The sequence below is a fragment of the Bordetella tumbae genome (assembly GCF_965139195.1).
In the GTDB taxonomy this organism is placed as follows: domain Bacteria; phylum Pseudomonadota; class Gammaproteobacteria; order Burkholderiales; family Burkholderiaceae_B; genus Bordetella_A; species Bordetella_A tumbae.
Window position 1 is genome coordinate 404,178 of the sequence record NZ_CBCSJH010000001.1, and the last position, 24,077, is coordinate 428,254.

20 protein-coding genes are annotated in these 24,077 nt (G+C 57.8%); 16 read left to right on the forward strand and 4 right to left on the reverse strand.

The genetic code is table 11. From position 1 onward, the window contains the following. Positions 1-2 precede the first annotated feature (2 nt). From ACNA0J_RS01905 to ACNA0J_RS01925, 5 genes are all read left to right on the forward strand, one after another. On the forward strand, positions 3-1,385 hold the full coding sequence (locus ACNA0J_RS01905) for an MFS transporter (protein ID WP_415815829.1): 1,383 nt from the start codon (positions 3-5) through the stop codon (positions 1,383-1,385). Between the two features lie 22 nt (positions 1,386-1,407). Further along, the gene (locus tag ACNA0J_RS01910) at positions 1,408-2,607 is read left to right on the forward strand and encodes an alpha-hydroxy acid oxidase (RefSeq protein WP_415815831.1); all 1,200 of its coding nucleotides are present in this window, start codon (positions 1,408-1,410) and stop codon (positions 2,605-2,607) included. A 16-nt stretch (positions 2,608-2,623) separates the two neighbouring features. Beyond that, positions 2,624-4,309, forward strand: a complete 1,686-nt coding sequence (locus ACNA0J_RS01915) for a thiamine pyrophosphate-binding protein (protein ID WP_415815833.1) — start codon at positions 2,624-2,626, stop codon at positions 4,307-4,309. Positions 4,310-4,641: 332 nt separating this feature from the next. Further along, positions 4,642-6,975, forward strand: a complete 2,334-nt coding sequence (locus tag ACNA0J_RS01920; protein ID WP_415815835.1) for a catecholate siderophore receptor Fiu — start codon at positions 4,642-4,644, stop codon at positions 6,973-6,975. Positions 6,976-7,065: 90 nt separating this feature from the next. Then, on the forward strand, positions 7,066-7,746 hold the full coding sequence (locus ACNA0J_RS01925) for a Fe2+-dependent dioxygenase (RefSeq protein WP_415816500.1): 681 nt from the start codon (positions 7,066-7,068) through the stop codon (positions 7,744-7,746). Here ACNA0J_RS01925 and ACNA0J_RS01930 read toward each other — a convergent pair. Continuing rightward, positions 7,713-8,621: a LysR substrate-binding domain-containing protein gene (locus ACNA0J_RS01930; RefSeq protein ID WP_415815837.1), complete on the reverse strand. Its 909-nt coding sequence runs from the start codon at positions 8,619-8,621 to the stop codon at positions 7,713-7,715. The genes ACNA0J_RS01925 and ACNA0J_RS01930 overlap by 34 nt on opposite strands. 155 nt (positions 8,622-8,776) lie before the next feature. On the opposite strand from ACNA0J_RS01930, the gene ACNA0J_RS01935 reads away from it, so the two are divergent. The 5 genes from ACNA0J_RS01935 to ACNA0J_RS01955 all read left to right on the forward strand — a co-directional run bounded on the left by ACNA0J_RS01935 (position 8,777) and on the right by ACNA0J_RS01955 (position 14,418). After that, complete coding sequence (locus ACNA0J_RS01935) at positions 8,777-9,646, forward strand: HpcH/HpaI aldolase/citrate lyase family protein (protein ID WP_415815839.1); 870 nt, start codon at positions 8,777-8,779, stop codon at positions 9,644-9,646. A 36-nt stretch (positions 9,647-9,682) separates the two neighbouring features. Next, the gene (locus tag ACNA0J_RS01940) at positions 9,683-10,864 is read left to right on the forward strand and encodes a CaiB/BaiF CoA transferase family protein (protein ID WP_415815840.1); all 1,182 of its coding nucleotides are present in this window, start codon (positions 9,683-9,685) and stop codon (positions 10,862-10,864) included. 91 nt (positions 10,865-10,955) lie between these two features. After that, positions 10,956-11,948 carry a Bug family tripartite tricarboxylate transporter substrate binding protein gene (locus ACNA0J_RS01945; protein ID WP_415815842.1) on the forward strand — a complete coding sequence of 331 codons (993 nt, stop codon included), beginning with the start codon at positions 10,956-10,958 and terminating at the stop codon, positions 11,946-11,948. A 37-nt stretch (positions 11,949-11,985) separates the two neighbouring features. After that, positions 11,986-13,680 carry an amidase gene (locus ACNA0J_RS01950; protein ID WP_415815844.1) on the forward strand — a complete coding sequence of 565 codons (1,695 nt, stop codon included), beginning with the start codon at positions 11,986-11,988 and terminating at the stop codon, positions 13,678-13,680. Between the two features lie 42 nt (positions 13,681-13,722). Further along, positions 13,723-14,418, forward strand: coding sequence for an isochorismatase family protein (locus ACNA0J_RS01955; protein ID WP_415815846.1), 696 nt, complete (start codon positions 13,723-13,725; stop codon positions 14,416-14,418). A 19-nt stretch (positions 14,419-14,437) separates the two neighbouring features. Here ACNA0J_RS01955 and ACNA0J_RS01960 read toward each other — a convergent pair whose 3' ends face one another. Further along, complete coding sequence (locus ACNA0J_RS01960; RefSeq protein ID WP_415815848.1) at positions 14,438-15,406, reverse strand: Bug family tripartite tricarboxylate transporter substrate binding protein; 969 nt, start codon at positions 15,404-15,406, stop codon at positions 14,438-14,440. 120 nt (positions 15,407-15,526) lie between these two features. Beyond that, positions 15,527-16,504, reverse strand: coding sequence for a LysR substrate-binding domain-containing protein (locus ACNA0J_RS01965; RefSeq protein WP_415815850.1), 978 nt, complete (start codon positions 16,502-16,504; stop codon positions 15,527-15,529). 95 nt (positions 16,505-16,599) lie between these two features. Here ACNA0J_RS01965 and ACNA0J_RS01970 point away from each other — a divergent pair, with 95 nt between their 5' ends. From ACNA0J_RS01970 to ACNA0J_RS01985, 4 genes are all read left to right on the forward strand, one after another. Next, complete coding sequence (locus ACNA0J_RS01970; RefSeq protein ID WP_415815852.1) at positions 16,600-17,445, forward strand: fumarylacetoacetate hydrolase family protein; 846 nt, start codon at positions 16,600-16,602, stop codon at positions 17,443-17,445. A gap of 107 nt (positions 17,446-17,552) precedes the next feature. Continuing rightward, entirely contained in the window at positions 17,553-18,305 is a 753-nt protein-coding gene (locus ACNA0J_RS01975; RefSeq protein WP_415815854.1) for an SDR family NAD(P)-dependent oxidoreductase, read from the forward strand. A gap of 31 nt (positions 18,306-18,336) precedes the next feature. Beyond that, complete coding sequence (locus ACNA0J_RS01980; RefSeq protein WP_415815856.1) at positions 18,337-19,674, forward strand: MFS transporter; 1,338 nt, start codon at positions 18,337-18,339, stop codon at positions 19,672-19,674. A gap of 193 nt (positions 19,675-19,867) precedes the next feature. Next, positions 19,868-20,893, forward strand: a complete 1,026-nt coding sequence (locus ACNA0J_RS01985) for a Bug family tripartite tricarboxylate transporter substrate binding protein (protein WP_415815858.1) — start codon at positions 19,868-19,870, stop codon at positions 20,891-20,893. A gap of 66 nt (positions 20,894-20,959) precedes the next feature. Here ACNA0J_RS01985 and ACNA0J_RS01990 read toward each other — a convergent pair whose 3' ends face one another. Continuing rightward, on the reverse strand, positions 20,960-21,883 hold the full coding sequence (locus ACNA0J_RS01990; protein WP_415815860.1) for a LysR family transcriptional regulator: 924 nt from the start codon (positions 21,881-21,883) through the stop codon (positions 20,960-20,962). Between the two features lie 115 nt (positions 21,884-21,998). On the opposite strand from ACNA0J_RS01990, the gene ACNA0J_RS01995 reads away from it, so the two are divergent. Together ACNA0J_RS01995 and ACNA0J_RS02000 are read left to right on the forward strand one after the other, a co-directional pair. Next, positions 21,999-22,682 (forward strand): RraA family protein, encoded by a 684-nt coding sequence (locus ACNA0J_RS01995; protein ID WP_415815862.1) that lies wholly within the window; start codon positions 21,999-22,001, stop codon positions 22,680-22,682. Between the two features lie 11 nt (positions 22,683-22,693). Then, the gene (locus ACNA0J_RS02000) at positions 22,694-24,076 is read left to right on the forward strand and encodes an amidase (RefSeq protein ID WP_415815864.1); all 1,383 of its coding nucleotides are present in this window, start codon (positions 22,694-22,696) and stop codon (positions 24,074-24,076) included. Position 24,077 lies beyond the last annotated feature (1 nt).

Below are 24,077 nucleotides of genomic sequence, written 5' to 3' on the forward strand. Positions count from 1 at the left end.
AAATGTCGACAAGCGTGCAGCAGCCTGCATCGCAGAGCGGGGCAGGCAACAACAGGCAAGTGGCGGGAGCCGTGATCGCCTCTTGCATGGGGTGGGCCCTCGATCTGTTTGATCTTTTTGTCTTGTTGTATGTGGCGCCGGTAGTGGGACGCCTGTTCTTCCCCTCGGAGCACGCCATGCTGTCTTTAGCTGCCGTGTATGCCTCTTTTGCTGTGACATTATTGATGCGGCCATTGGGGTCAGCATGGTTCGGTTCCTATGCGGACCGAAAGGGACGCAAAGGCGCCATGATCGTGGCCGTGGTGGGTGTCGGTTTCTCCACCGCTGCATTCGGCCTGTTGCCGACGGTGGCTCAGGTGGGTCTTTTGGCGCCGGTATTGTTCATTGTGTTGCGGTTGGTGCAAGGCGTTTTTGTCGGCGGCGTGGTCGCATCGACGCATACGATCGGTACGGAGTCGGTTGCGCCTCGCTATCGCGGCGCGGTGTCGGGCTTGGTCGGCGGCGGCGGCGCGGGTATTGGTGCGCTGTTGGCGTCTCTCGTCTATATGGCGATGTCGCACATCTTTCCGGGAGATCAGTTTGATGTCTGGGGATGGCGCTGCATGTTCTTCACGGGCATCATCAGTTCGGTATTGGGCCTGTTTATTTTCAATCGCCTCGAGGAATCCCCGTTGTGGAAAAAGGTGGCTGCCGAGAAAGCTGCGCGCGCGCAGCAGGCCCGTCACGATGTCACGGCAGGCACTGTGCGATCACCCGTGCGCACGCTGTTTTCCAGTGAATACCGTTCGGTGCTGTTCGTCAATTTGCTGTTGACCATCGGTGGCGGCAGCGGCTATTACCTCACCTCGGGCTATTTGCCGACCTTTCTCAAAGTCGTCAATCAGGCGCCCAGTGATGTCGCCGCCAACATCCTGATGGCATGCTCTGCAATCGTGGTGGTGGTGTCGATCATTGTGGGTCATTTGAGTACGTTCATAGGCCGCAAGCGTGCATTCCTGGCCGTCGGCGTGCTGCAGATCTTTGGTTTGCCTGCCCTATATTCCGCGATGCACACGGCGCAAACGCCTATGGAGTTAGGGGTCTATGCCGTGCTATTGGCCGGATTGGGGTGCGCCAGCTTTGCGCCTATCCTGATTTTCCTGAACGAACGCTTTCCGACATCGATTCGCGCCACCGGTACCGGCCTGTCGTGGAATATCGGTTTTGCGATAGGCGGCATGATGCCGACATTCGTTTCGCTGGTTGCGGCCACGCCTGCTGATTTGCCCTCGACCCTGGGCATATTCGCCGGCGCCATCAGTGTACTGTTTGTCATCGGTGCGTTGATCATCCCCGAGACCGTGGGCCGGCTGGAGCACGCTACGCCCACCCAGGCAAAGGCTTGACATGTGGTGCAGGCCCGCGGCATTGTCCATTGCAGATCTGCAGCGTGCCGCCCAGCGGCGCCTGCCTCCCAGTATTTACGGCTATGTGCATGGCGGTAGCGAAGATCAAACCGCCATGCAGGCCAATCGTGATGCGTTTTCCCGTTGGCGATTTTTGCCCCGGCCGCTGGTCAACGTTTCACAGCGGCGCTTTGGCGTCACCTTGTTTGGCCGGCGATACAACGCCGCTTTGGGGATCAGCCCTATGGGCGTTGCCGGCTTGTGCGCTTTCGAAGGAGACCTGGCGCTGGCTCGTGCATCATATGAAGCGGGGATTCCGTTTGTATTGAGTGCCGCCTCTACGACGCCATTGGAAAAAGTGGTCCAGGCGAATCCGGACATGTGGTACCAAGGCTATTTGCCTGCCGATCACCACGTCATTGAGCCGTTGTTGCATCGAGTATGGAACGCAGGCGTCAAGGTGCTGGTAGTGACGGTAGATGTTCCCATTGCCTCGGCGCGTGAGAACGAATTGCGCAATGGCTTCAGCATTCCACTCCGGCTATCGCCGCGCCTGGTCTTTGGCGGCATGATTCGGCCTCACTGGCTGATGTCGACCTTTGCGCAAACACTGGTAAAGCGCGGCATCCCGCATTTCGAGAATTTCACCGCACAACGTGGCGGCCCCATCATCGCCGCTGCCAAAGGCGATCACAGAGCTGGCCGTGCTGCGATGAGCTGGAATGATATTGCCTTGATCCGGGATCGTTGGCCGGGCACGTTGTTGGTGAAGGGAATCTTGCGTGCGCAGGATGCTCAGCGTGCTCGTACGTTGGGCTTGGATGGGATATTTGTATCCAACCATGGGGGACGCCAGTTGGATGGTGCCGTTGCCCCGTTGGACGCGCTGCCGGAAATTGTGGCCTCCGCACCGGGGCTGACTGTCTTGCTCGATGGCGGCGTGCGCCGCGGCACAGATGTGCTGAAGGCGGTGGCGCTGGGCGCGCATGCCGCGTTCATTGGCCGCCCCGCCATGTATGGGTTGGCAGCCGACGGGCAGAGAGGCGTCGCTCAAGCATTGGCCTTGTTGACCCGCGAAATTGATGTAGACCTTGCGCTGTTGGGGTGTCCCGATATCGCTGATTTGAATCCAGCCTATTTGTGCCGTGCTGACCTGCCTGTAAGCACCGAGCCGACGCAACTGAATGCATTGACGCCTGGCGTTGCGGCGACGGCTTTTTAAAAATTAAGGAAATACTATGAATGTTCCTGCCAGCGAAACCGTATCCCGTACGGGCGGACAAGTTTTGGTTGATAGTCTGCGGATTCACGGCGTAGACACGGCGTTTTGCGTGCCAGGGGAAAGCTTCCTCGCCGCTATCGATGCATTCTATGAACGCCAGGACGCGATGCAATTGGTCGTTTGTCGCCAGGAAGGGGGCGCTGCCCATATGGCAGAGGCCTACGGCAAACTCACTGGCCGTCCTGGCATTTGCTTTGTGACGCGCGGGCCGGGGGCGACCAATGCCAGCATCGGTATTCACACTGCCCGGCAGGACTCCACACCGTTGATCGTCTTTGTCGGGCAGGTAGCGCGAGATTGTTTCGGACGCGAGGCGTGGCAGGAAATCGATTATCGCCACATGTTCGGCCATATTGCCAAATGGGTCGAGCAGATCGACGACCCGCGCCGTATTCCAGAATACATTAGCCGAGCCTTTCATATCGCCATGTCGGGGCGGCCGGGGCCCGTGGTGTTGGCGTTACCTGAGGACATGTTGGCAGAACAGGTCGTGGTGGCGGACGCGCCCGCCTATCGTTTGGCGCAGGCGGCTCCTTCTGCGCAAGCGATGACTGAACTCAATGCCATGCTGATGCGCGCACAGCGACCTCTCGTGCTGTTGGGCGGCGGCGGCTGGACGGCCGAGGCCAGCACACAAGTCGCCACGTTTGCTCAGGCTTTTCAACTGCCTGTCGCCTGCGCATTTCGCCGCCAGGATCTGATCGACAATTGCCACGATCGTTATATTGGCGAAGCCGGACTGGGCATGGATGCCAAGCTGGCCAAACGTATCGTCGATGCGGACTTGGTGCTTGCCATCGGCCCGAGATTGGGTGAGACCACGACAAACGGCTATGCCTTGTTTGAGGTGCCACGGCCGCGCCAGCGGCTCATCCATGTCCATGCCGATGCTGAGGAACTGGGCCGCGTCTATCAAGCAGATCTGGCCATCAACTCCGGCATGGAGCCTTTTGCCATGCAATTGGCGCAGTTGCCTGCCCCTGTCGATTGCCGCTGGTCATCCTGGGCGGAGGACGCTCGCGCGGATTATCTGCGCAATCTCGAGCCTACGCCCATGCCGGGCGACGTGAACCTGGCAGAAGCCGTCAAGTATCTGCGCGATACCTTGCCCGCAGATAGCATCATTACAAACGGTGCAGGCAACTACACCCTTTGGGTGCAACGCTTTTATCAGTATCGCGGTATACGTACCCAACTGGCGCCTACCAGCGGAACCATGGGCTACGGGGTGCCGGCAGCTATCGCGGCCAAACTGTGCCATCCAGAACGGACGGTGGTTTGCTTTGCCGGAGACGGGTGCTTTCTCATGAACGGCCAAGAGATGGCGACAGCGGTGCAGTATGGCCTGAACGTGATCTTTATCGTGGTCAACAACGCCATGTATGGCAGCATTCGCATGCACCAGGAACGCCACTACCCGGGGCGAGTGTGCGCCACGGATTTGCATAATCCGGATTTCGTGACCTTGGCGCAAGCCTATGGCGTTGCGGGCGAGCGCGTCGAGCGCACCGAGGATTTTGCCGCCGCGTTTGAGCGGGCACAGGGGGCAGGACGGCCGGCGCTGATTGAGCTGTGCATCAGTCAGGATGCCATTTCGCCTCGTACGACTCTGACAGCTTTGCGGGCTCAGTCGCAAAAGTAGAAGCCCCTGCGAGGGCTTTCGTCTGGCGAATTAGCGCTCGAAAAGCCCTCGGACGTCCTCTTTTTTTCAAGCCATATATGTCAATACATGTCGATGTTTCATTTTGAAGTCATCGAATATGTGTTCATTTTGGGCGACGTTTAAGAGAAATAGGCAATTTAAGGCGCTTTGCAGCCATGTTTGGCTTGCGTCGCCGTATTACAACGTTTCAGCCGTTGTTCAGATTAATGTAAATCATTTTTATTTAGCATTCGATTCGCTGTTCGATGTAATCCATAGTAACGGCCGCGCCCTCAGGCACGGACGGGTCGTCTATTCCCACGAGAAGCCGAATGCAATACATAAAAAACCGAAAATGCGCTCCGGTGCGTCCGTTGAGCCAGGGCTCCCTAGCGGGCAGCGCTGCCGCCTCTGTCCTGGCGACGCTCATGCTGAGCCAACCGGGCGCCGCCATGGCCCAGACCGCGGGGTCTGACGTCAAGACGCTGTCCCCTGTGAAAGTCATTGGTGAAGACACCAATTCCTACAAAGCCAACAAACTCGAGTCCGCAAAATTCACTCAACCGCTGGTCGATACGACGCAGACAGTGCAGGTGGTGACCGAGCAGATGATGAAGGACCAGCAGGCCACGACGCTGACCGAGGCCATGCGCAACGTCGCGGGCGCCGGTACGTTCTACGCAGGCGAGAACGGTAATACCTCGACGGGCGATGCGATTTATCTACGTGGATTTGATACGTCTAACAGCATCTACGTCGATGGCATTCGCGATATTTCCAGCACGGCTCGAGATATGTTCAATACCGAGGCTGTGGAGGTGATCAAGGGGCCGTCCGGTTCGGACTATGGCCGTAGCGCGCCCAGCGGCTCGATCAACCTGGTCAGCAAGCAGCCTCGATTGGATAACAGCTTTGATGCGAGCATTGGCATCGGTAGCGCACGGTACAAGCGAGGGACGATCGACTGGAATCAAGCAATTGGCGAGACGTCTGCGTTCCGTTTGAACGTCATGGGGTTAGATACCGATGTTGCTGGCCGTGACGAAGTCCAGAACAAGCGCTGGGGTATCGCGCCGTCGCTTGCTTTTGGTCTGGGCACGGATACTCGCGTCTATATAGATTTCCTGCACGTCAAACAAAACAATGTGCCTGATGGTGGTGTTGTGACAATAGGCTTGCCTGGCTATCACTCACCGGGTGGCGCAATGTCATTTTTGGAGGAGGCCGACAAGGTAGATACGAATAATTTCTACGGTACCCAGTCGGATCACGATGACGCGACGACAGATATGGCAACGTTGCGTTTGGAGCACGACATTAATGACAACGTGACGGTGCGCAATGTGACGCGTTGGTCGCGGACCAAGCAAAACTATCTGTTGACGTCTTTTATGGCGGGCGGCACGAGCGGTACGCCGCCCACGCCTAACGTAATCGGCGATCCGAATGATCCGTCTACCTGGGAGATGTACCGGTCGGCGAACCTGAAGAATTCCAACAATCGTATTTGGACCAATCAAACTAACCTAACCGCCAAATTTAATACGGGTTCGTTCAAGCACGATCTGAGCACGGGTTTCGAGTTTACAAGTGAAATGCAGGACAATTTCGGAATGACGTCTCCGACGTATCCGAAGGTCAATATTTATCATCCGGATAACAGCATTCACGCCGAAGGTATTCACAATAACGGCGCAGATGCCCACGGCAAGACTGACACATTTGCCGTCTATGCTTTTGATACCGTCGAATTGACTGATAAGTGGCAAATCAATGGCGGCATCCGTCTAGATCACTACCGCACGAAATACGATAGCGCCACCGCATGCGGCGGCTCGGGCCGTACCGCGGTGGCGTGCAACGGCGCCCCGACGGGTACGCCCATTACCACGGTCGATGAGCGTATTTCCGGCAACCTCGTGAACTGGAAACTCGGTGCTCTGTATCGCGTCGCGCCTAACGGCAACGTCTACGTGAACTATGGTGTATCGCAGCAGCCTCCCGGTGGATCGAACTTTCAGCTGGCCGCCGAAGGCAGCGGCAATAGCGCCAACCGCATTGACTTCGCGCCGCAAAAAGCCAAGACGGCCGAGTTGGGTACTAAATGGGAGCTCTTTGATCGTCAACTGCTGCTCAGTGCTGCCTTGTTCCGCACCGAAGTCGACAACGAAGTCCAGCAAGACGTCGATGGCACCTACAGCCAGACCGCCAAGAAGCGAGTACAAGGCCTGGAGTTGGGCGCCAGCGGTCAGATCACAGACAACTGGTCGGTGAGCGCGGGCTACACGATTCAGAATGCGACAGTCGAAGACGGTCCCTCGGTGACCAACAACGGCTCGAACAACCTGACCTACACACCGAAACACGCTTTTTCGATGTGGAGCACGTATCGCTTGCCCGGCGGCTTTACCTTGGGCGGCGGCGCGCGCTATATCGGCAGCATGGAGCGCGGCTCCGACGGCGCCGTGGGCACGCCGGAATACGTTCGTTCGTATTGGGTCTTTGACGCCATGGCGGGCTATGAGGTCAACAAGAACCTGGATTTCCAGTTCAACGTCTACAATCTCTTTAACAAAGAGTACGTTGCGGCGATCAACAAGAGCGGCTACCGCTATTTCCCCGGCGCACCGCGTACGGTATTGCTGACGGCCAACATCCATTTCTGATTCGCGCAGGCGGATGTTGAACGCCGCCGCGGCGGGTGGAACTACGGTTCTGCCTGTTGCGGCGGTTATTGCATTCTTAGCGGGACATTCATCATGCTGCATATTCCCCAGATCCTGACACAGGATGAGGTTCGAGACATGCGTCGCCGTCTGGACGCGGCCGAATGGGTGGATGGCCGCGCCACCGTCGGCAGCCAAGGCGCTAACGTCAAACGCAATCGCCAATTGGCCGAATCGTCCGATCTGGCTCGAGAGCTGGGTGAGACTGTATTGCGTGCTTTAGCCCGCAACCCGCTGTATTTTGCGGCCGCGTTGCCGCTGCGCACCGTGCCGCCGTTGTTCAATCGTTACGAGTCTGCAGAAACCTACGGCTTTCATGTCGATGGTGCGGTGCGCAGTTTCCCGGCGGCGCCGGGCTGGTTGCGCACCGACTTGTCGGCAACGCTGTTTCTGTGTGACCCCGATGACTATGAGGGCGGCGAACTTGTCGTGAAAGACACGTACGGCGAACATCTCGTCAAGCTGCCCGCCGGCGACATGATCCTGTATCCCGCCAACAGCCTGCATTGCGTCACTCCCGTGACCCAAGGAGCACGCGTAGCATCGTTCTTCTGGATTCAGAGCATGATCCGTGAACATAACCGGCGGCAGATGCTGTTCGAACTCGATCAGACCATTCAGCAACTGCGTACTCAGTTAGGGGAAAACGAGCAGACGCTATCGCTGACGAATTGCTATCACAATTTGTTGAGGGAGTGGACTGAGCTTTGAGCCTCCCGCTTGTAGACTCGCACCGCGGCGTCCAGAAAGGCTTCTATCAAACGCAGGCGCGGTGATGACCGGAGCCAGATCAATCCAAATCGGCGCGGTTTGCATGGTGTTTTCAACGGAATTCCGACAACGTTCAGGCCGTTCTGCCATTGATGCCACGCGCTAGGTACGATCGACACGCCGAGGTCTTTGTGCACCAGGCGGGTGATGGCTTCGGTCGAGGCGAGTTCGAATCGCTCTTTGGGGACGATGCTGTTCTGGCGCAGATAAGTCTCGATCTGTTGGCCCGCCCAGCTTTCGCGGTGATAGCGGATGAATGGTTCCCGCTCCAGCAACAAGTGCGGGTCAGCACCCTCATGCTTGCGCGAGGCAATCAGGACGAAAGGCTCATCGCAAAGCAAATGCCACCCCATGACCTTTGACGGCGTAAAGGATGGCTCGATGGCGATCGCTGCATCCAATGTGCCTCGTTCGACTTGGGTGTGAAAGTCGGGGGACTGCCCGGACATGATCCGTACTCGGATCTCGGGATATTGGCTGCTCAGCGCTTCGAGAATGTCGGGGATCTTGCCTGCCAGGACGGTATTGCCTGTTCCGAGGCTGAGTTCGCCTCTGAGTTCGTCAGTATTGGCCAACGCCGCCAAGGAGTCGACTTCGTCGATGATTTTCTGCGAGGCGTCCAGAATCCGATGAGCCGCCTGAGTGAGATGCACGACTTTGCCTGCGCGGCGTACCAGCTCGACGCCCAGGTCGCTCTCTAGTGTGCGTATCTGCTGGGCAATTGCGCCATGTGTCAGGTTCAACCGTCGAGCGGCCTCTGCCATGGAGCCGTAGCGATGAACGGCCAGCAGCGTATGTAGTAGTTTGGTGTTCATCCGTTGCGCGACGGCTCGGTTCGGGGCAGGAGAAATCCCCTTCTCTTCAAAAGGAGGGCAAAAGATAGGATAGCTATCTTTTGATCATGCTGGCAAGCGCCCTAAAACCATCGGCGTCCCGATAGCATGAATGCTCATGGATATGAGAGGGACCTATGCGCAGCAAGTTATTTGTACCTGCTTCCCGGCCTGAGCTATTCGCCAAGGCGCTCAAGAGCGCGGCGGACGCGATCTGTTTTGACCTCGAGGATGCCGTACTGGAAAGCAAGAAGGCGTACGCGCGGGAATGCCTGGCGAGTTTCTTCAGTACTGATGAATTTCACTCGCTGCGTCACGAAGGCAAGAAGAGCGTCATCGTTCGCGTCAACGCGCTTGAAACAGGCCATACTGAAAACGACCTCATTGTGGCCTGCGTCGCGGGGGTCGATATCCTCAACATTCCAAAAACCGATACGGTCGAAGATGTACTTCGTTTCACTGCCATGTTGGATGCGCGCGCCGAACAGACGGCCCGAGCGGGAGAGAAACTCGGCATCCGTGTGCTGGCGAACATCGAAACCCCTCGGGCCCTCTTGAATGCGGCCGAGATCGCAGCGGCTCATCCACAGGTCTGGGGGCTTCAGTTGGGACTGGGAGACTTGTTCGAGCCTTTGGGCATCACCCGCGAGGACGCCCAGAATGTCCATGCGGTGATGATGCAGATGCGCATCGGGGCTGGAGCCGCAGGCAAGATTGCCTACGACACGGCCTACACCAATGTCGCCAATGCCGAAGGCTATAGGCAGGAAGCCTGGCGGGCACGCCAAGTGGGATTCCTGGGCAAGACGTGTATCCATCCCAATCAAGTCGCCATTGCCAACGACGTTTTCAGCCCTACCGAGGCGGAGATCCGCTGGGCCGCGAAAGTGGTGGAATCGGCCGAGCAGAACGACGTCAACGGCGCCTACATGCTGGAGGGGAAGATGATCGACGGCCCATTCATTGAGCGTGCGCGGGTCATTCTCGCGCAATCCGGCGGCCAGTGAGCATAAGGCAACTCGTTGTAGAGGATCGTTGTGAATATGTCTATGACTAAAAGCTTTCCGTTATCCGGCTTCAAAGTGTTGGACCTCAGTGCGTACATCGCCGGGCCGTATGGCTGCAATCTCCTGGCGGACATGGGCGCCGAGATCATCAAGGTCGAGCCCCCAGAGGGCGACAATCTGCGCAAGTATCCTTCGACGCTTTTGGGTGAAAGCCGTGCTTTCCTGGGTGTGAATAGGGGAAAGCGAGGCGTTTGTCTCGACTTGAAGAGTGCATTCGGCTACGACGTCTTTCTGCGCCTGGTCAAGCAGGCCGATGTAATTGTCCATAATTTTCGGCCATCGGTTCCCCCGCGCTTGCGTATCGACTACGACACGTTGCGCGCCCACAATCCAAAGCTCATCTATTGTTCGTTGACGGGCTATGGCCAAAGCGGGCCGTTGGCGAACCGGGCGGGATATGACCAAGTACTGCAGGCGAGAACCGGTATTTGTTCGTCGCAGGGAACCCCGGATGATCCCAAGATTGTCTATGGTTCAGTCGTGGATTACTACGGGGCCGCCATGTTGGCCAACGGTGTGACGGCGGCGTTGTTGCATCGCGAACGCACCGGAGAAGGCCAACACGTTGCGGTGTCGCTATTGGGCAGCGCTTTGGCCATGCAGGCGGCCAGATTGGTCGTGGCCGAGAACGAGCCGCGCAGCATCAACCGCGATATGAGATCGGGCGGCATTACGGGGATTCATCCCACTCGCGCCGGACATCTATACATTTCCGCGAACACGCCGCATTTCTGGCGATCACTGTGCACCTTGGTCGGCCAACCGGCACTGGCGGACGATGAGCGCTATGACTCTGTCAAGAAACGTGCGGCTCACGTGGACGAATTGCTTCCCATACTGCGCGAGGCCCTGTTGAATCGGACGGCCGACGAATGGGAAGTGCTTTTCGGCGATCAGGTGCCATGCTCTGTTGTCCGGAACGTCGAGGACGTTTTTGAGGATGCTCAAGTGCTGGAGCAAGGGTTTGTCGGTGAGCATCAGCATCCCGCTCTGGGGGCGTATAAAACCATTGCCAATCCGATTTCGTTTGGAGCTGCAGGCAGTCGGCGCGAGCTTCGTAGCGCTCCTGGCTTGGGCGAGCACACGAACGCGATTCTGCGAGAACTGGGGTATTCAGATAGCGAGATCGAATCCGGCAATGGCAATCAGTCAGACTGACCTCCGGCGATACGAGGTGTCCGCCGCGATGTAAACGGAGCAGTATTTACTTCCATCCATGTTGTTGGTATTACCTTGCTAGGAGTCCAGCATGTCCAAGCGCCGTACCCTGAAAATACTATCGAGTTTTGTGTTGACTGGCACCTTGGGTGCAGCCGCCGGGCTGCCGGTCAGCAGTGTGGCGGCCGCTGCGGATTGGCCGCAACGGCCTGTCCGGCTGATCGTTCCGTTTGCGCCGGGCGGCAGTAACGATGTCATTGCCCGCAAGCTGGCCGACAGCATGAGCAAAAACACTGGCCAGTCGTTCATCGTCGAGAACAAAGGCGGCGCGGGCGGTGTGGTGGGATCAGGTTACGTGGCGACGTCTGCTCCGGACGGCTATACGTTCCTGTTTGTCTCCGGCTCTCTCGCAACCTCGGCGGCAGTCCAAAAGACACCGTACGATCCCAAGACGGCATTTGATGCCGTGTCCATGGTGGCGAGTGCGCCGTTCGTCGTGCTGACGCGCAAGGACTTCCCGGCAAAGGACATGAAAGGGCTGCTCGCCTACGCCAAGGAACACCCTGGCCAGATCAATTTTGGCAGCGCGGGTCTGGGGGATAGCTCCCAGATGGCGACAGAGTTGCTCGCCAATAAGGCAGGCGTAAAAATGCAAACCGTGGGCTACAAGGGTATCTCGCCTGCTCAACTCGACCTGGTCGCCGGCCGGTTGGACATGATCATTACCACCATGGCATCGATCAACGGGACGCCGACAGATCAGCTGCCCAAGCTTGCTTTCACAGGGGCCGAGCGCGAGCCGGACTACCCCGATATTCCGACCGTAAAAGAGGCAACGGGGCTGGATTACGTGGTTAATGTATGGTGGGGAGTCTTTGCGCCAAAGGGCGTGGATGGTGCGATCCGGGATCGGCTGAATGCCGAAATCAAAAAGGCCATCTCCACCGAGGAGTTTGCCAAGTTTCTTCATACAGCAGGCGCGCGTCCGCAATCCTCGACACCTGAGGAGTTGCAAAAATTGCTCGAATCCGACGTGGATCAATGGACTGAAACGGCACAAGCCGCAGGCATACGTCCGCAGTAAATCTGCTTTTGGATATTCCGACTTTATTGGAGCGGCGATGACTACAGAATCAAGGGGCGGGGAGAAGCAGGGAATGGAGAGCGTCAAGCAAGCTATCACACAGTACCTGGTGGCTAGTACTGCGCACATGCATGGAACTCCCTCCCGCACCGATCCAGCAATAGTCGCGTCGGAAGTAGAGCGCTTGAACTCCTCGGTCCGAGCGAGTGTGAGTGAGGGCATCAGTCCGTACGGCCAGCCGGCAGATTTCCAGATAGCACAGCTGCGGGCGAGCGATTCCAGCAATGCATTACAGCGAAAAGCGGATGGCCATGGATCCCGATCCCCCCAGGCTGTCGAAGGTCCGAGGGGTTTACCGGCGGGCCAGTATTTGACCCTGGCACAAGCGATACAGAAAATGGAAAACGGCGAACTTAACGCCGAGACATTGACTGCACAGAGTATCGCCCGCGCCACTGAGAGCCAACCGTCCCTGAACGCTTTCATCGAAATCTGGGCCGATCGCGCGATGGCTCAGGCCCGAGCCGCCGATGCAGAGCGTGCGCAGGGGAAAATCCGCGGCCCGTTGCACGGAATCCCGCTGGCACACAAAGACTGTTTTGAAATCGAAGGGCATGCCGCGACCATAGGCTCTCGGGCACGCCCCGCTGTCACCGCCTCGCGTGACGCCCATGTTATCCAGCGCTTAAAGGCGGCAGGGGCTGTCACAATAGGCGCATTGAATTTGAACGAGATGGTCGCAGGTCCGACGGGGCAGAATCCCTCGTTCGGCGACTGCTGCAATGCCCTGGATCCAGCGCGAATCTCCGGCGGTTCATCCAGCGGGTCAGGGTCGGCCGTAGCGTCGGGGGCGGTTTTCGCGTCTCTGGGTAGCGACACCGGCGGCTCGATACGGTTGCCTGCATCCGTGCAAGGGTTGTTCGGATTGAAACCGACTTATGGCCGTATCTCGCGCAGTGGATGTTTTCCCCGCGCCTATTCATTGGACTGCGTCGGTCCATTGGCGCGGACCGCAGAAGACTGCGCCATCATTTTGCAGGCGGTGGCAGGACACGATCAAGAAGATCCCTCTTCCTTGAATGCGGTGGTTCCCGATTATCCCGCTTTGCTGGACATTGCTGCGGAGAAGAGCCGAATCGCTATCTTGACTCTAGACGGCGCCGAGGCCTGTGATCCGGAAATCGATTCGGTCTTCCGCACTTTCGTCGGCCATGTCGAACATCTCTTTGGCACTGTGAGCGCCGTGGATTTTCCGCAACTCTCAGCCTGCTATGCCATGGGTGACGTCATTTCCAAGGTCGAGGCAGCGACGTTGCACGGCCAATGGATGCGAAGCCATGCCGACGCCTATTCTCAGGCGGTGTATTCCCGAACAGAGCCAGGACTGCATGTGCCTGCTGTACGGTATCTGGAAGCCATGATGGTTCGCGCGCGGATACTGCGGGAATTCCTGGACGGTCCGATGGCGAACGTGGATCTGATCCTGTGTCCGACTGTCCCCATCCCTGTCCCGTTGCGTACCGACGCAGATATGGAAAAAGCGGGCAGTGTGTTCAATGTCGTGAGCGCCATCACTCGGCTCACTCGACCGTTCAGTTATTTAGGCGTGCCGGTACTGACCATGCCTGTGGGGCGAGATGCGAACGGCATGCCGGTTGGAGTCCAGGTCATCGGCCGGCCGCTGGCCGAGGCCAGGTTGTTATCGTTTGCGCATCAGATGTCTGTTGCCTGAGCCAGCATCTGGCGCACAATTTACTTGATATGGCGTAGAGCAATGAACAGCAAACCGTGGGAAAAATATCTGGTTGACAGTGACAGGGCCGTTCTGGAGCGTGGCCGCTTCGCCCGCCGCATGGGCTACGGCGAAAAGCCGGCTGTCGTCGTTATTGACGCGCAGCGCTATATGGTCGGCGAAGAAGGCAACGACCAGGCATGGCCCTCCAGCTGCGGCGCTATTGGCCGTGAGGCAGTACGCCAGATTCAGCGCGTAGTCGAGCAGGCACAGAAAAGCGACGTGCCGTGCTTTTTCACTACCTTTGAGCTCGACCCCAATGGGAACGATATTGGGGTATACGGCCGTAAGCGCGATTTGCTCGACAGTGAGCATTGGTGTTTGGCTGGCACCTTGGGCGCGGAGCTTGTTCCCGAGTTGAAACCGGGAAAGAACGACGTCACGTTTGTCAAAAAGAAGCCCAGCGGGTTCCATGGAACGCCGCTGCTGGGCTATCTCGTCGAACGAAAAATCGATACAGTGATCGTCGTAGGTGGGGCCACCAGCAACTGCATCCGAGCGACCGTGTTCGATTCGTCTTCCTACAATTTCCGCACCATCGTTCCTCACGAGGCTGTCTTTGATCGCATTGCGATTTCGCATGCGATCAGTCTCTTTGACATGGACAGACAGTTTGCGGATGTCGTTGCTGTTGATGATCTCATCCCGTATTTGCAGGAGATTGACCGCTCTCGCTAAGTGGACGCTGAGTGCCGTATCAATCAGGCTGCATATGTGCAGCCTTTACCACCTTGCCCAATCGCACACGCTCGTCCTGAGTAAATTTGGTGAACTCTGCGCGGTCCATCGTGCCGGGTACGATGCTGCTCGCGTTCAATGTATCCAGGACCTCTTTGGATTGAGAGGCCTTGCGAACGGCGGCATTCACTTTATCCAGGATTTCTGGCGGCGTACCGGTGCGGGCGTACAGGCCTTCCCAGTGGCCGATACGTATATTGGGGAATCCTAGCTCCGCAGTGGTCTTGATCTCGGGTGCCGATGGCATTTTGTCCCAGGTCGTGGCCAGCGCTTTGAGTTTGCCCGCCTTGATCAGCGGCAACGTCACGATACTGGCTTCGGACGTCATATCAGTCTGGCCGCCGACGACAGCGGTGACGCCTTCCGAGCCGCTCTTGTACGGAATTTGCTGCACGTTGAGACCCGTCTCCAGCTTGACCATGGCGCCGACAAAATCCGGCGTGCTGCCCATGCCTGCTGTAGAGAAGGTAATGCGTTGATCCGCTGCTTTCTTCGCACGTTCGACCAGATCCTTCAGATCGGCCGCCGGATTGGACGGGTTTGCAACGATGACGGAGGGGACGATGGACAACAAGGCTACCGGCTCGATTTCCTCGTCTTTATACGGTTGGTCCGAGCGTATCAGACTGTTGGTGACGGTGCCGTTGGAGGCTGCCAAAAACGTATAGCCATCAGGTGGCGTACGCGCCACATAGGCTGCACCAACGATGCCGCCTGCTCCTGCGCGGTTCTCGACGATGACATTGGCTTTGAGATCGTTGGCGATCTGCTTGGCATATAGCCGGGCCACCAGATCGTTGGCACCTCCCGGAGAAAATGGGACAACGATGGTGATCGGCTTGCTGGGCCATGTGTCTGCGGCGTGCGCATTCAATGTGCATAGGGCAATCGCCGATAGGGCGAATGTGCCAAGAATTCTGCTAGGCATGATGTCTCCTTGATGTTCAGAGCGGTGTCGCACCTGCCTAGGATGCCTAGAAATGCTGAATACAAGCTGATAGTGAGATTTTGGGCCGGGTTTTACCATTCGGTATCGTGAGACTCGGCATCAGTCTTGGGTCGACCGTGGCGCATGCATCCGTATGAATTCACATAATCGATGCACCGTCGGCGTTTGCGTAAAGCCAGCGCGCATCACGATGCCATAAGGCTCGGCCGTGGATTTGATCTTCAGGTTCAGCCGCCGCAATGTCTTGGATTGTTCGAAAAAATCGATGGTTTCGCCCGAGAACAGCGCAATGATCTCGTTGCTTTTATGCAGCAACAACGCGGTGGCGAACGTCGACGATGTTTCGATGAAGCTGCGTATGGCGACATTCTGGCTCGCGGCTTCACGCTCCAGCAACGTACGCAAGGGCATATGGCCAGGAAACAGGATCCACGGGTATTGGGCGGCTTGCGCCAACGTGACGGTTTCCGCATTGGCCAAGGGGTGAGAGGGGGATGCCGCGACTCCCACGACCTCGTCGCACAGCCACTCAAAATGAAACGAACCCGGATGCGTTGCAACGGATGTCCGGCACAGCGCCATATCGATGGCGCCGCTCTGCAATTGTTCCAGCAGGTGTGCGCTCGTGTCTTCATACAGATCAATGCGCACCGTAGGATAGGCTCGGCGAAAGGCGACCAGCGCGTCGGCCAGCACGGCAGCCAATGCGCCCGCGACTGTCCCGACGGCGATGCGCAGGCCGCCGCCACGCGACAGCGAGCCCAGCTCATCATGCATGTGCGCCAGGCTCGCACACATCAAGCGTGCATGGCGAATCGCGCAGCGGCCCATATCCGTTGCCAGCAGCCCCTGAGGGGAACGGGCAAACAGCGTCGCGCCGATGGCGTCTTCGATTTCCTTCAGCGCTTTGCTCACTCCTGGCTGAGACATGTGCAACAACTCTGCCGCCCGATGGACAGAGCCCATGTCTTCGATCGCGATCAGAAGCTTCAGCTGTCGAAATTTCAGGCGGGAGCCGATTTCATGCAGGCTCGCCAATTCGGGTAAACACTGATGGGGTTTGTCCGGAGATTCCATTTTGTATTTTGAGTCCACCAACTCGCATAACGATAGCGCACTGCGGGGAGATAGACTGCTGCAGGTTCAAATTTTGCATCAACCAGGAGACAAGAATGAAGCTGTTGCGCTATGGTCTGCCGGGCCGCGAGGCCCCCGGTGTGTTGGACGCCCAAGGGCAGATCCGCGATATTTCCAGCCTGACCCAGGACGTAGACGGCGCTTTTCTCGCCAGCGACGCTTTCCGCGCACTGCAGAAAACCGACCTGAGCCAATTGCCCTTGGTCTCCGGCCAGCCGCGTCTGGGCCCCTGCGTGGGCGCGATCGGCAAATTCGTCTGCATCGGCCTGAATTACGCGGACCATGCCGCAGAATCCGGCATGCCCATCCCCGCTGAGCCAGTCGTATTCAACAAATGGACTTCGGCCATTGTCGGCCCGAACGATGACGTCAAGATTCCGCGCGGATCTGAAAAGACCGACTGGGAGGTCGAGCTGGGCGTGGTGATCGGAAAAACCGCTTCCTATATCGAGGAAGCCGACGCCTACGACTATGTGGCGGGTTACTGCGTCGTGAACGATGTGTCCGAGCGGGCCTATCAGATCGAGCGTGGCGGTACCTGGGACAAGGGCAAGGGTTGCGACACATTCGGCCCTACCGGCCCGTGGCTCGTGACCAAGGACGAAGTGCCTGATCCCCACAATCTGAAACTCTGGCTCGAAGTCGATGGCAAACGCTACCAGGACGGCAATACCTCGACCATGATTTTCAATGTTCCTCAGATCGTCGCGTATCTCAGCCGGTTCATGACGTTGAATCCAGGTGATGTGATTTCCACAGGCACCCCTCCCGGCGTAGGCATGGGTATCAAGCCCGAGCCCGTGTATCTGCGCGCTGGGCAAACCATGCGTCTGGGTATTGACGGCCTGGGCGAACAACAACAGAAAGTCGTCGCGGCTTGACGTACGCGACGAAGACAACCCCCACGTGATGTGCGCGGCAGGCTAGTCCCGAAAGGGAGCTTGCGCGCATGTAGGGGGTGGTTCGGCGATAAAAATGGAGACTTAAAATGAATCAGTACGACCTGAAAGGCCGTGTAGCCGTGGTTACCGGCGGTGCACAAGGCATTGGCTACGCAGTTACCCAACGGCTGTTGGCTGGCGGCGCCAAAGTCGCGATCTGGGACATCGACGATGCGGTGTTGAACCAGGCAAAGCAGACCTTGGGTGCGGGCGAGAATGTCCTGACCGTCAAGGTCGATATTGCGGATCTGGCAGTCGTGCAGTCAGCTGCCGAAACGACCGCAGCCACGCTGGGCGCTGTCGATATCCTCGTCAATAGTGCCGGCATCGCCGGAGCCAACGCGACCGTTGTTGACTACCCTGAGGCAGAATGGCATAGGGTGATGAATATCAATTTGAACGGCACCTTTAACGTCAACAAAGCACTGGTGCCCGGCATGATCGCCCGCAATTATGGACGTATCGTGAACGTGGCATCGATCGCGGGTAAAGAAGGCAACCCCAATGCTTCTGCCTACAGCGCATCCAAAGCCGGTGTGATTGCGCTGACAAAAAGCCTGGGCAAGGAAACTGCTGGCAAGAATATCGCCGTCAACGCAGTGACCCCCGCTGCGGCCAGAACCCGGATTTTCGAGCAGATGTCGCAGCAGCATATCGACTACATGCTGTCGAAAATCCCTCGCAATCGATTCGTCGAAGTCGACGAGATCGCCTCCATGATTGCATGGCTGGTCAGCGAGGAAAACTCCTTTACCACTGGCGCCGTGTTCGATCTATCTGGCGGCAGGGCGACATACTGAACTCGATAAATAAAAACAGAGGAGACACTCCATGAGCTACACCGCGCCTGTCGGTGGTATGCCGGCGTCCGCGTCTTTGCCTGCGACGACAGCCGAGAGCATTTATAGCAAGGTCTTTTGGCGGTTCATCCCGCTGCTGGTGATCTGCTGGGTCATCGCCTATCTGGATCGCGTCAATATCAGTTTTGCCAAGCTGCAGATGCAAAGCGAGCTGGGCCTGTCCGATGCGGCCTATGGTCTGGGTGCCAGTATTTTCTTCATTGGGTATTTCTTATTTGAAGTGCCCAGCAACATGATTCTGCATCGAGTCGGCGCACGCATATGGATCATGCGCATCATGGTGACATGGGGACTGGCCTCAGCCAGTGCCATGTTCGTGACAACGGAACTCGGGTTCTACGTGACGCGCTTTCTGGTCGGTGCCTTAGAGGCTGGCTTCGTCCCGGGGGCGCTGTATTTCTTTACCAAGTGGTTCCCGGCAGACCGGCGCGCACGTATTAATACGATCTTTATGTCCGGTATCGCCTTTTGCGGCATCATCGGCGGCCCGATTTCGGGCGGCATCATGAAGTTCACCGACGGCAGTCTGGGACTGTCTGGATGGCAATGGCTGTTCTTGCTAGAGGGGCTGCCTGCGGTCATTCTGGGTTTGATCGTGTGGAAATACCTGGATGACGAGGTACACGATGCCAAATGGCTGACCGAGGCCGAGAAAACCACCTGGAAAGCCCAGATCGATCGCGATGCAAAAACCGCCGAAACGCATAACTTTGGCGCGGCCTTGCGCGAGCCGGCGACGTATGTGCTGTCAGTGGTGTATCTGTGCCTGGCTGGCGCGATTTATGGCCTGGTGTTCTGGATCCCCCAGTTGATCAAAACGGCCGGCACCCAAGACCCCTTTGTCATAGGCATGATTTCGTCCATCCCCTATATCGTTGCAGGGATCTCCATGATCCTGCTGGGCAAAAACTCCGATCGCACCGGTGAGCGGCGTTGGCACCTGGCGCTGACGACCTTGGCAGGTGGCGTAGGGTACTTCATCAGCGGGCTATACAGCGATAACACGGTTGCGTTGCTGATCGGATTGACCATTGCCGCCACCGGCATTATTTCGGCCATCGGTCTTTTCTGGGTGTTCCCGCAACGTTTCCTGGGTGGGATGGCTGCCGCAGGCGGTATTGCCTTGATCAACTCCATTGGTCAATTGGGTGGCGTGATCACGCCGTACATGGTCGGCAAAATCAAAGACGTGACAGGCCAGACGACCTGGGGGTTGTACGCGATTGCTACGGCATGTGTGGTGGCCACCGTCATCATCGCCTGGGGATTGCCGAAGCGTTTCTATCAGCGTTCGGTTACGCCTCAATAGGCAGATTTGCTCACGCTTTGGATTGGACCCACGAGGCCGCATGAGACCGGCTTTCGTGGGGGACGCGACATCGCGCATGATAAGAAAAATCTCTCAATACCCGGACCATTTGTGATTACTTCGTCCGAGTGATCGCGTGCTAATTTTCCCTTGCAGTTCAACGACTAATTCTTAATGCAAGGGAATCACATTCATGAGCGCTGTTCACAGCAAGCGGCATTTTTTGTCGTCGTCCACGCGCCGCCGGATCCTTCTGGCGGCGTCCGTATCCGTATTATGTGCTGGCTTGTTCGGGCATGGGCAGGCTTACGCTGCAAGTGATTTCCCGGCCGATAAGCCGATCAACCTGGTGGTGCCTTTTCCGGCGGGCGGTGGCACGGATTTTATTGGCCGTTTGCTCGCATCCGAGCTTGGGAAAATCCTGCAGACCACCGTGGTGGTTGAAAACAAGGGCGGCGCCAATAGCAACATCGGCACCGCCTATGTGGCACAGGCCAAGCCCGACGGTTATACATTATTGCTATCGGGCGTAGGGATTGCGACCAATCAGTCCTTGTATAGCAAACTGCCATATGGACTGGATCAACTCGATCAGATCGCGATCCTGGCCTACGGGGCGGACGTGCTCGTGACCGCGCCTAATTTTCCGGCAAAAACGTTTGCCGAATTTCTGGAAATGGTGCGCAAGGAACCGGGAAAATATTCCTATGCTTCGTCAGGCAACGGCACCTCGGGTCACCTGGGTATGGAGATGCTCAAGATGCGTGCCAACCTGGATATGATGCATGTGCCCTACAACGGCGGCTCTGCGGCGATCAACGATGTGTTGGCGGGGCGAGTGGATACTTTGTTCTTGAACCAGGACACCGTACTGCCACACGTGCGAGCTGGCAAGCTGCGCGCATTGGCTATCGGCAGCACCGAGCGCAATCCTGTTTACCCGGACACGCCCACATTGGCCGAAAGCGGGCTGCCAGGATTCTCGTCAGAGTATTGGTTCGGCCTGAGTGCACCGGCGGGTTTGCCAGACGACGTTTTTCAGAAACTATTCGAGGCGACACGTACGGCGATGCAGTCCCCTGAAATCAACGAAAAGCTCGGCGCTGTCGGTTTGGTGATTCCGACGTTAACGGACCGGAATCAATACTCCAAGCTGGTCAATAGCGAAGTTGAAAAATGGGGAAAAGTCGTTCGCGCTTCGGGCGCGAGGATTGATTGAGCAGTACTGCTTGCTGCAGGAATCACACATTGCTCCACGATGAACTGACATGGCGGAGCAATGTGGTCAGCCGTTCTGATTCGAATCGTGGTCTGGCGTCAGGAAATTCAATCGCGTCAACGTATCGCGCGTAATATCAACCACAGAATCGATGTGTGCCCCATGTGAGGCCGTCAGGTACGAAATATAAAAGCGGGCAGGCGGAATCGGCGGATCGCAGGGAAGGGCTTGCAACATGCCCATGGCTAGCATGTCATGCAACAGTGGCACCGGCAGGATGCCAATGGCATGGCCCGCACCGATCAGACGAGAGATGAGGGCCAGCGAATTCGTCGTGCTGAGTCCCGCCATATCCACGCCACCGGAGGACAGCCATCCCTCCACCACGGTATACAACGTAGAGGGCGGCGAATGAGTCGCGATATGGTGCCCGCGCACATGTTCCGGGCGGAACGGTTCGGCATTGATACGCAGAGAAGGTGACGCCACCCAATAAAAAGGCATCCAGCCTATGAAAATGTCGCTGACGTCGTCACCTGTCGCGGGATTTGTGAGCAGCGCCATGTCCAATTCGCCGGCATTGAGTTTGCTGTTCAGCACTGAGCCGACATCCACGGTCATTTCCAGGGCCAGCGAAGGATAGTGTTCTTTGAGTTGTGCGATGACGGCGGTCAGGCCGACATTTGCGGAACACTCATCGGCCCCCAAGCGCAATTTTCCACCGAGCGTGCGGTCCTTTCCAAAGTGCTCCAACTGCCGGCTGCTGTGCAGCGTGGTTTCGGCATGGCGCAGGGCGGACTGTCCCACATCGGTCAACGTAATGCGTTGGCGTGACCGATCGAACAACTGCACGTCCAGAGTGTTTTCCAGTTCTCTGATGCGCGCGGAGACGGCCGGCTGAGTGACGTGCAGGTGCCGTGCGGCGGCATGAATGCTCCCGAGTTTGGCCGCCCAGTAGAACGCCTCGATCTGACTAAGGGTTATCCGCATGATAAGAATTTGTTGTCAAAGTAGGCCGAAATTTTGATTATTTGGTGCTGATAGCCACGTGCTACCTTTTTATTCATCGGGTTTTCGCCCTTTTCCATTGTAGTGAAACAAGTCGATGTATCAGATCAATCCGTTGCCCGAGCAGGTGGCGCCCGAGGATTTGGCGCTATTGCTGCAGGCCGAGCCGGCCACGATTGGGCACTTTCAGGCTAGTGGTATTTTGCGCGCGGATATCCGCGCGCATCAGCAGGACACGCGTGTAGCAGGGACGGCCGTGACGGTGCGTATGCCCGGTGTTGATGGCGGCATTTTGCACTACGCGATGGGGTGCGTGCGCCCTGGGGATGTGTTGGTGATTGATCGTTGCGGTGAGTCCGTGACGGCGGCACTCGGAGGTGCCATGGCGTTCGCGGCACGTCAGGCTGGTGTGGCGGCGATCATCGTCGACGGATTGGTCACGGATCTGGGAGAGCTGCGTCAACACGGGGTGCCCGTGTGGTCAAAGGGCCCTTCGGCCGTGACGACCCGTGTGCTGGGGATAGAGGGCGCATTCTGCGACACGATCAGCTGCGGAGGTGTCACTACGCAGCCGGGCGACGCGGTGCTGGCAGACGAAAACGGCGTCCTGATCCTGCGTCCGCATGCCTTGCGCGCTGCCGCCCAGCGCGCCGTTGCATTTCAGTTGCAGGAGCAGACCACTCTGACTCGTCTGCGTAGTGGCGAGAAATTTCCCGACGTCGTGGGCTCGCGCGCCGTGCTGGATCAAGCCATTGCCGCAGCCACCGCCGCACAACATTAACGAGATCAGTCATGAGTATTGACTTGAATGTAGCCAAACTGGCGCAGCGTATTGAACGTCGCGAGATCAGCGTCGAATCCGTGGTGCAAGCCTATCTGTCGCGCATCGATGCATTAGACGGCTGGCTGCACGCGTATGTCGATGTCTATGCCGACGAGGCGCTGGATGCTGCTCGCGCGGCAGACTTGCAGTTGCGCGCGGGCGTCTATCTGGGGCCTCTGCACGGTGTGCCGATCGCGCTCAAGGACATCATCGACATTGCCGGTCGCCCGACGACGATAGGTTCGCCGATTCATGCGCAGAATGTCGCGCAAAAATCCGCACGATTAGTCCAGCAATTGCGCCGAGCGGGCGCCATTGTGTTGGGAAAAACGCATATGGTGCAGTTCGCGATGGGCGCTTGGGGGCCCAACGAGCACATGGGCACGCCGCGTAATCCTTGGGATGACGAAGTGCATCGTATTCCCGGCGGCTCGAGCAGTGGCTCGGCCGTGGCGGTCGCAGGCCGTCTGGCACCTGTGGCGATCGGCACGGATACTGGCGGCTCAGTGCGTGTGCCGGCCAGCTATTGCGGCATTACGGGATTCAAACCCACCGTGGGCCGTGTTGCGACCGATGGTGTCGTGACCTTGAGTCATACCCTGGATAGCGTGGGTGTGTTTGCACATAGCGCAGCCGATGCGCGTGTTGTGTTTGACTGTTTGGCTCCGGCACGGCCTGGGGAATGGGTTGAGCCCCTGGCCGCGTTACGGTTAGGTGTGGAGGGTTTGACATTAGGTCGCTTGCCCGACGCTTTTCTGGTGGACGTTCAGCCTGGCGTCCGCCAGGCCTACGAAGACGCGCTAGGCGTGTTTCAGTCATTAGGGGCAAAAATCGTCGTCGTGACGCCGCCCGCCAGCCTCGATCAATTCAAGGCTGTCACAGGCGACATCATGATGACGGAGGGTGTTTTCTCGTTTGAACGCGAGATCACGGACCTCGATTTACCCGTAGACAGTTCGGTCCGCCCGCGCCTGCTCGCTGGGCTGGAGGTGTCTGCCGTACGTTATCTGGCGGCATTGCGCGAACGTGATCGGCTCCAGGCCGACATGTTGCGGCGACTGCATGGTATTGCGGGGTTACTCACGCCCACCACGCTGACCACTGCCGTAGCCCTGACGTCTGTGGATCACGGCCAGGCGCCTGTACAGTACACCCGCATCGGCAACTTGCTGCAGCTGTGCGGCGTCTCCGTGCCCAATGGCCGTGACGAGGCCGGCTTGCCCACAGGTTTGCAAATATTGTGTCCCGGCGGTGACGACCGATTGGCATTGTTCCTGGCCGAGACTTATCAACATCACACCGATTGGCATTTAGCCAGGGCGGAGCCGCAGCCTCCGGAGACGGCTCGCTGAT

What these genes read in the sequence shown, in the direction of transcription:
- ACNA0J_RS01985 (WP_415815858.1), top strand. Translation starts at nt 19,868, where the DNA reads ATGAGCGCTGTTCACAGCAAGCGGCATTTTTTGTCGTCGTCCACGCGC.
- ACNA0J_RS01995 (WP_415815862.1), top strand. Translation starts at nt 21,999, where the DNA reads ATGTATCAGATCAATCCGTTGCCCGAGCAGGTGGCGCCCGAGGATTTG.
- ACNA0J_RS01950 (WP_415815844.1), top strand. Translation starts at nt 11,986, where the DNA reads ATGACTACAGAATCAAGGGGCGGGGAGAAGCAGGGAATGGAGAGCGTC.
- ACNA0J_RS02000 (WP_415815864.1), top strand. Translation starts at nt 22,694, where the DNA reads ATGAGTATTGACTTGAATGTAGCCAAACTGGCGCAGCGTATTGAACGT.
- ACNA0J_RS01955 (WP_415815846.1), top strand. Translation starts at nt 13,723, where the DNA reads ATGAACAGCAAACCGTGGGAAAAATATCTGGTTGACAGTGACAGGGCC.
- ACNA0J_RS01980 (WP_415815856.1), top strand. Translation starts at nt 18,337, where the DNA reads ATGAGCTACACCGCGCCTGTCGGTGGTATGCCGGCGTCCGCGTCTTTG.
- ACNA0J_RS01960 (WP_415815848.1), bottom strand. Translation starts at nt 15,406, where the DNA reads ATGCCTAGCAGAATTCTTGGCACATTCGCCCTATCGGCGATTGCCCTA.
- ACNA0J_RS01970 (WP_415815852.1), top strand. Translation starts at nt 16,600, where the DNA reads ATGAAGCTGTTGCGCTATGGTCTGCCGGGCCGCGAGGCCCCCGGTGTG.
- ACNA0J_RS01965 (WP_415815850.1), bottom strand. Translation starts at nt 16,504, where the DNA reads ATGGAATCTCCGGACAAACCCCATCAGTGTTTACCCGAATTGGCGAGC.
- ACNA0J_RS01905 (WP_415815829.1), top strand. Translation starts at nt 3, where the DNA reads ATGTCGACAAGCGTGCAGCAGCCTGCATCGCAGAGCGGGGCAGGCAAC.
- ACNA0J_RS01915 (WP_415815833.1), top strand. Translation starts at nt 2,624, where the DNA reads ATGAATGTTCCTGCCAGCGAAACCGTATCCCGTACGGGCGGACAAGTT.
- ACNA0J_RS01935 (WP_415815839.1), top strand. Translation starts at nt 8,777, where the DNA reads ATGCGCAGCAAGTTATTTGTACCTGCTTCCCGGCCTGAGCTATTCGCC.
- ACNA0J_RS01975 (WP_415815854.1), top strand. Translation starts at nt 17,553, where the DNA reads ATGAATCAGTACGACCTGAAAGGCCGTGTAGCCGTGGTTACCGGCGGT.
- ACNA0J_RS01990 (WP_415815860.1), bottom strand. Translation starts at nt 21,883, where the DNA reads ATGCGGATAACCCTTAGTCAGATCGAGGCGTTCTACTGGGCGGCCAAA.
- ACNA0J_RS01920 (WP_415815835.1), top strand. Translation starts at nt 4,642, where the DNA reads ATGCAATACATAAAAAACCGAAAATGCGCTCCGGTGCGTCCGTTGAGC.
- ACNA0J_RS01940 (WP_415815840.1), top strand. Translation starts at nt 9,683, where the DNA reads ATGTCTATGACTAAAAGCTTTCCGTTATCCGGCTTCAAAGTGTTGGAC.
- ACNA0J_RS01945 (WP_415815842.1), top strand. Translation starts at nt 10,956, where the DNA reads ATGTCCAAGCGCCGTACCCTGAAAATACTATCGAGTTTTGTGTTGACT.
- ACNA0J_RS01930 (WP_415815837.1), bottom strand. Translation starts at nt 8,621, where the DNA reads ATGAACACCAAACTACTACATACGCTGCTGGCCGTTCATCGCTACGGC.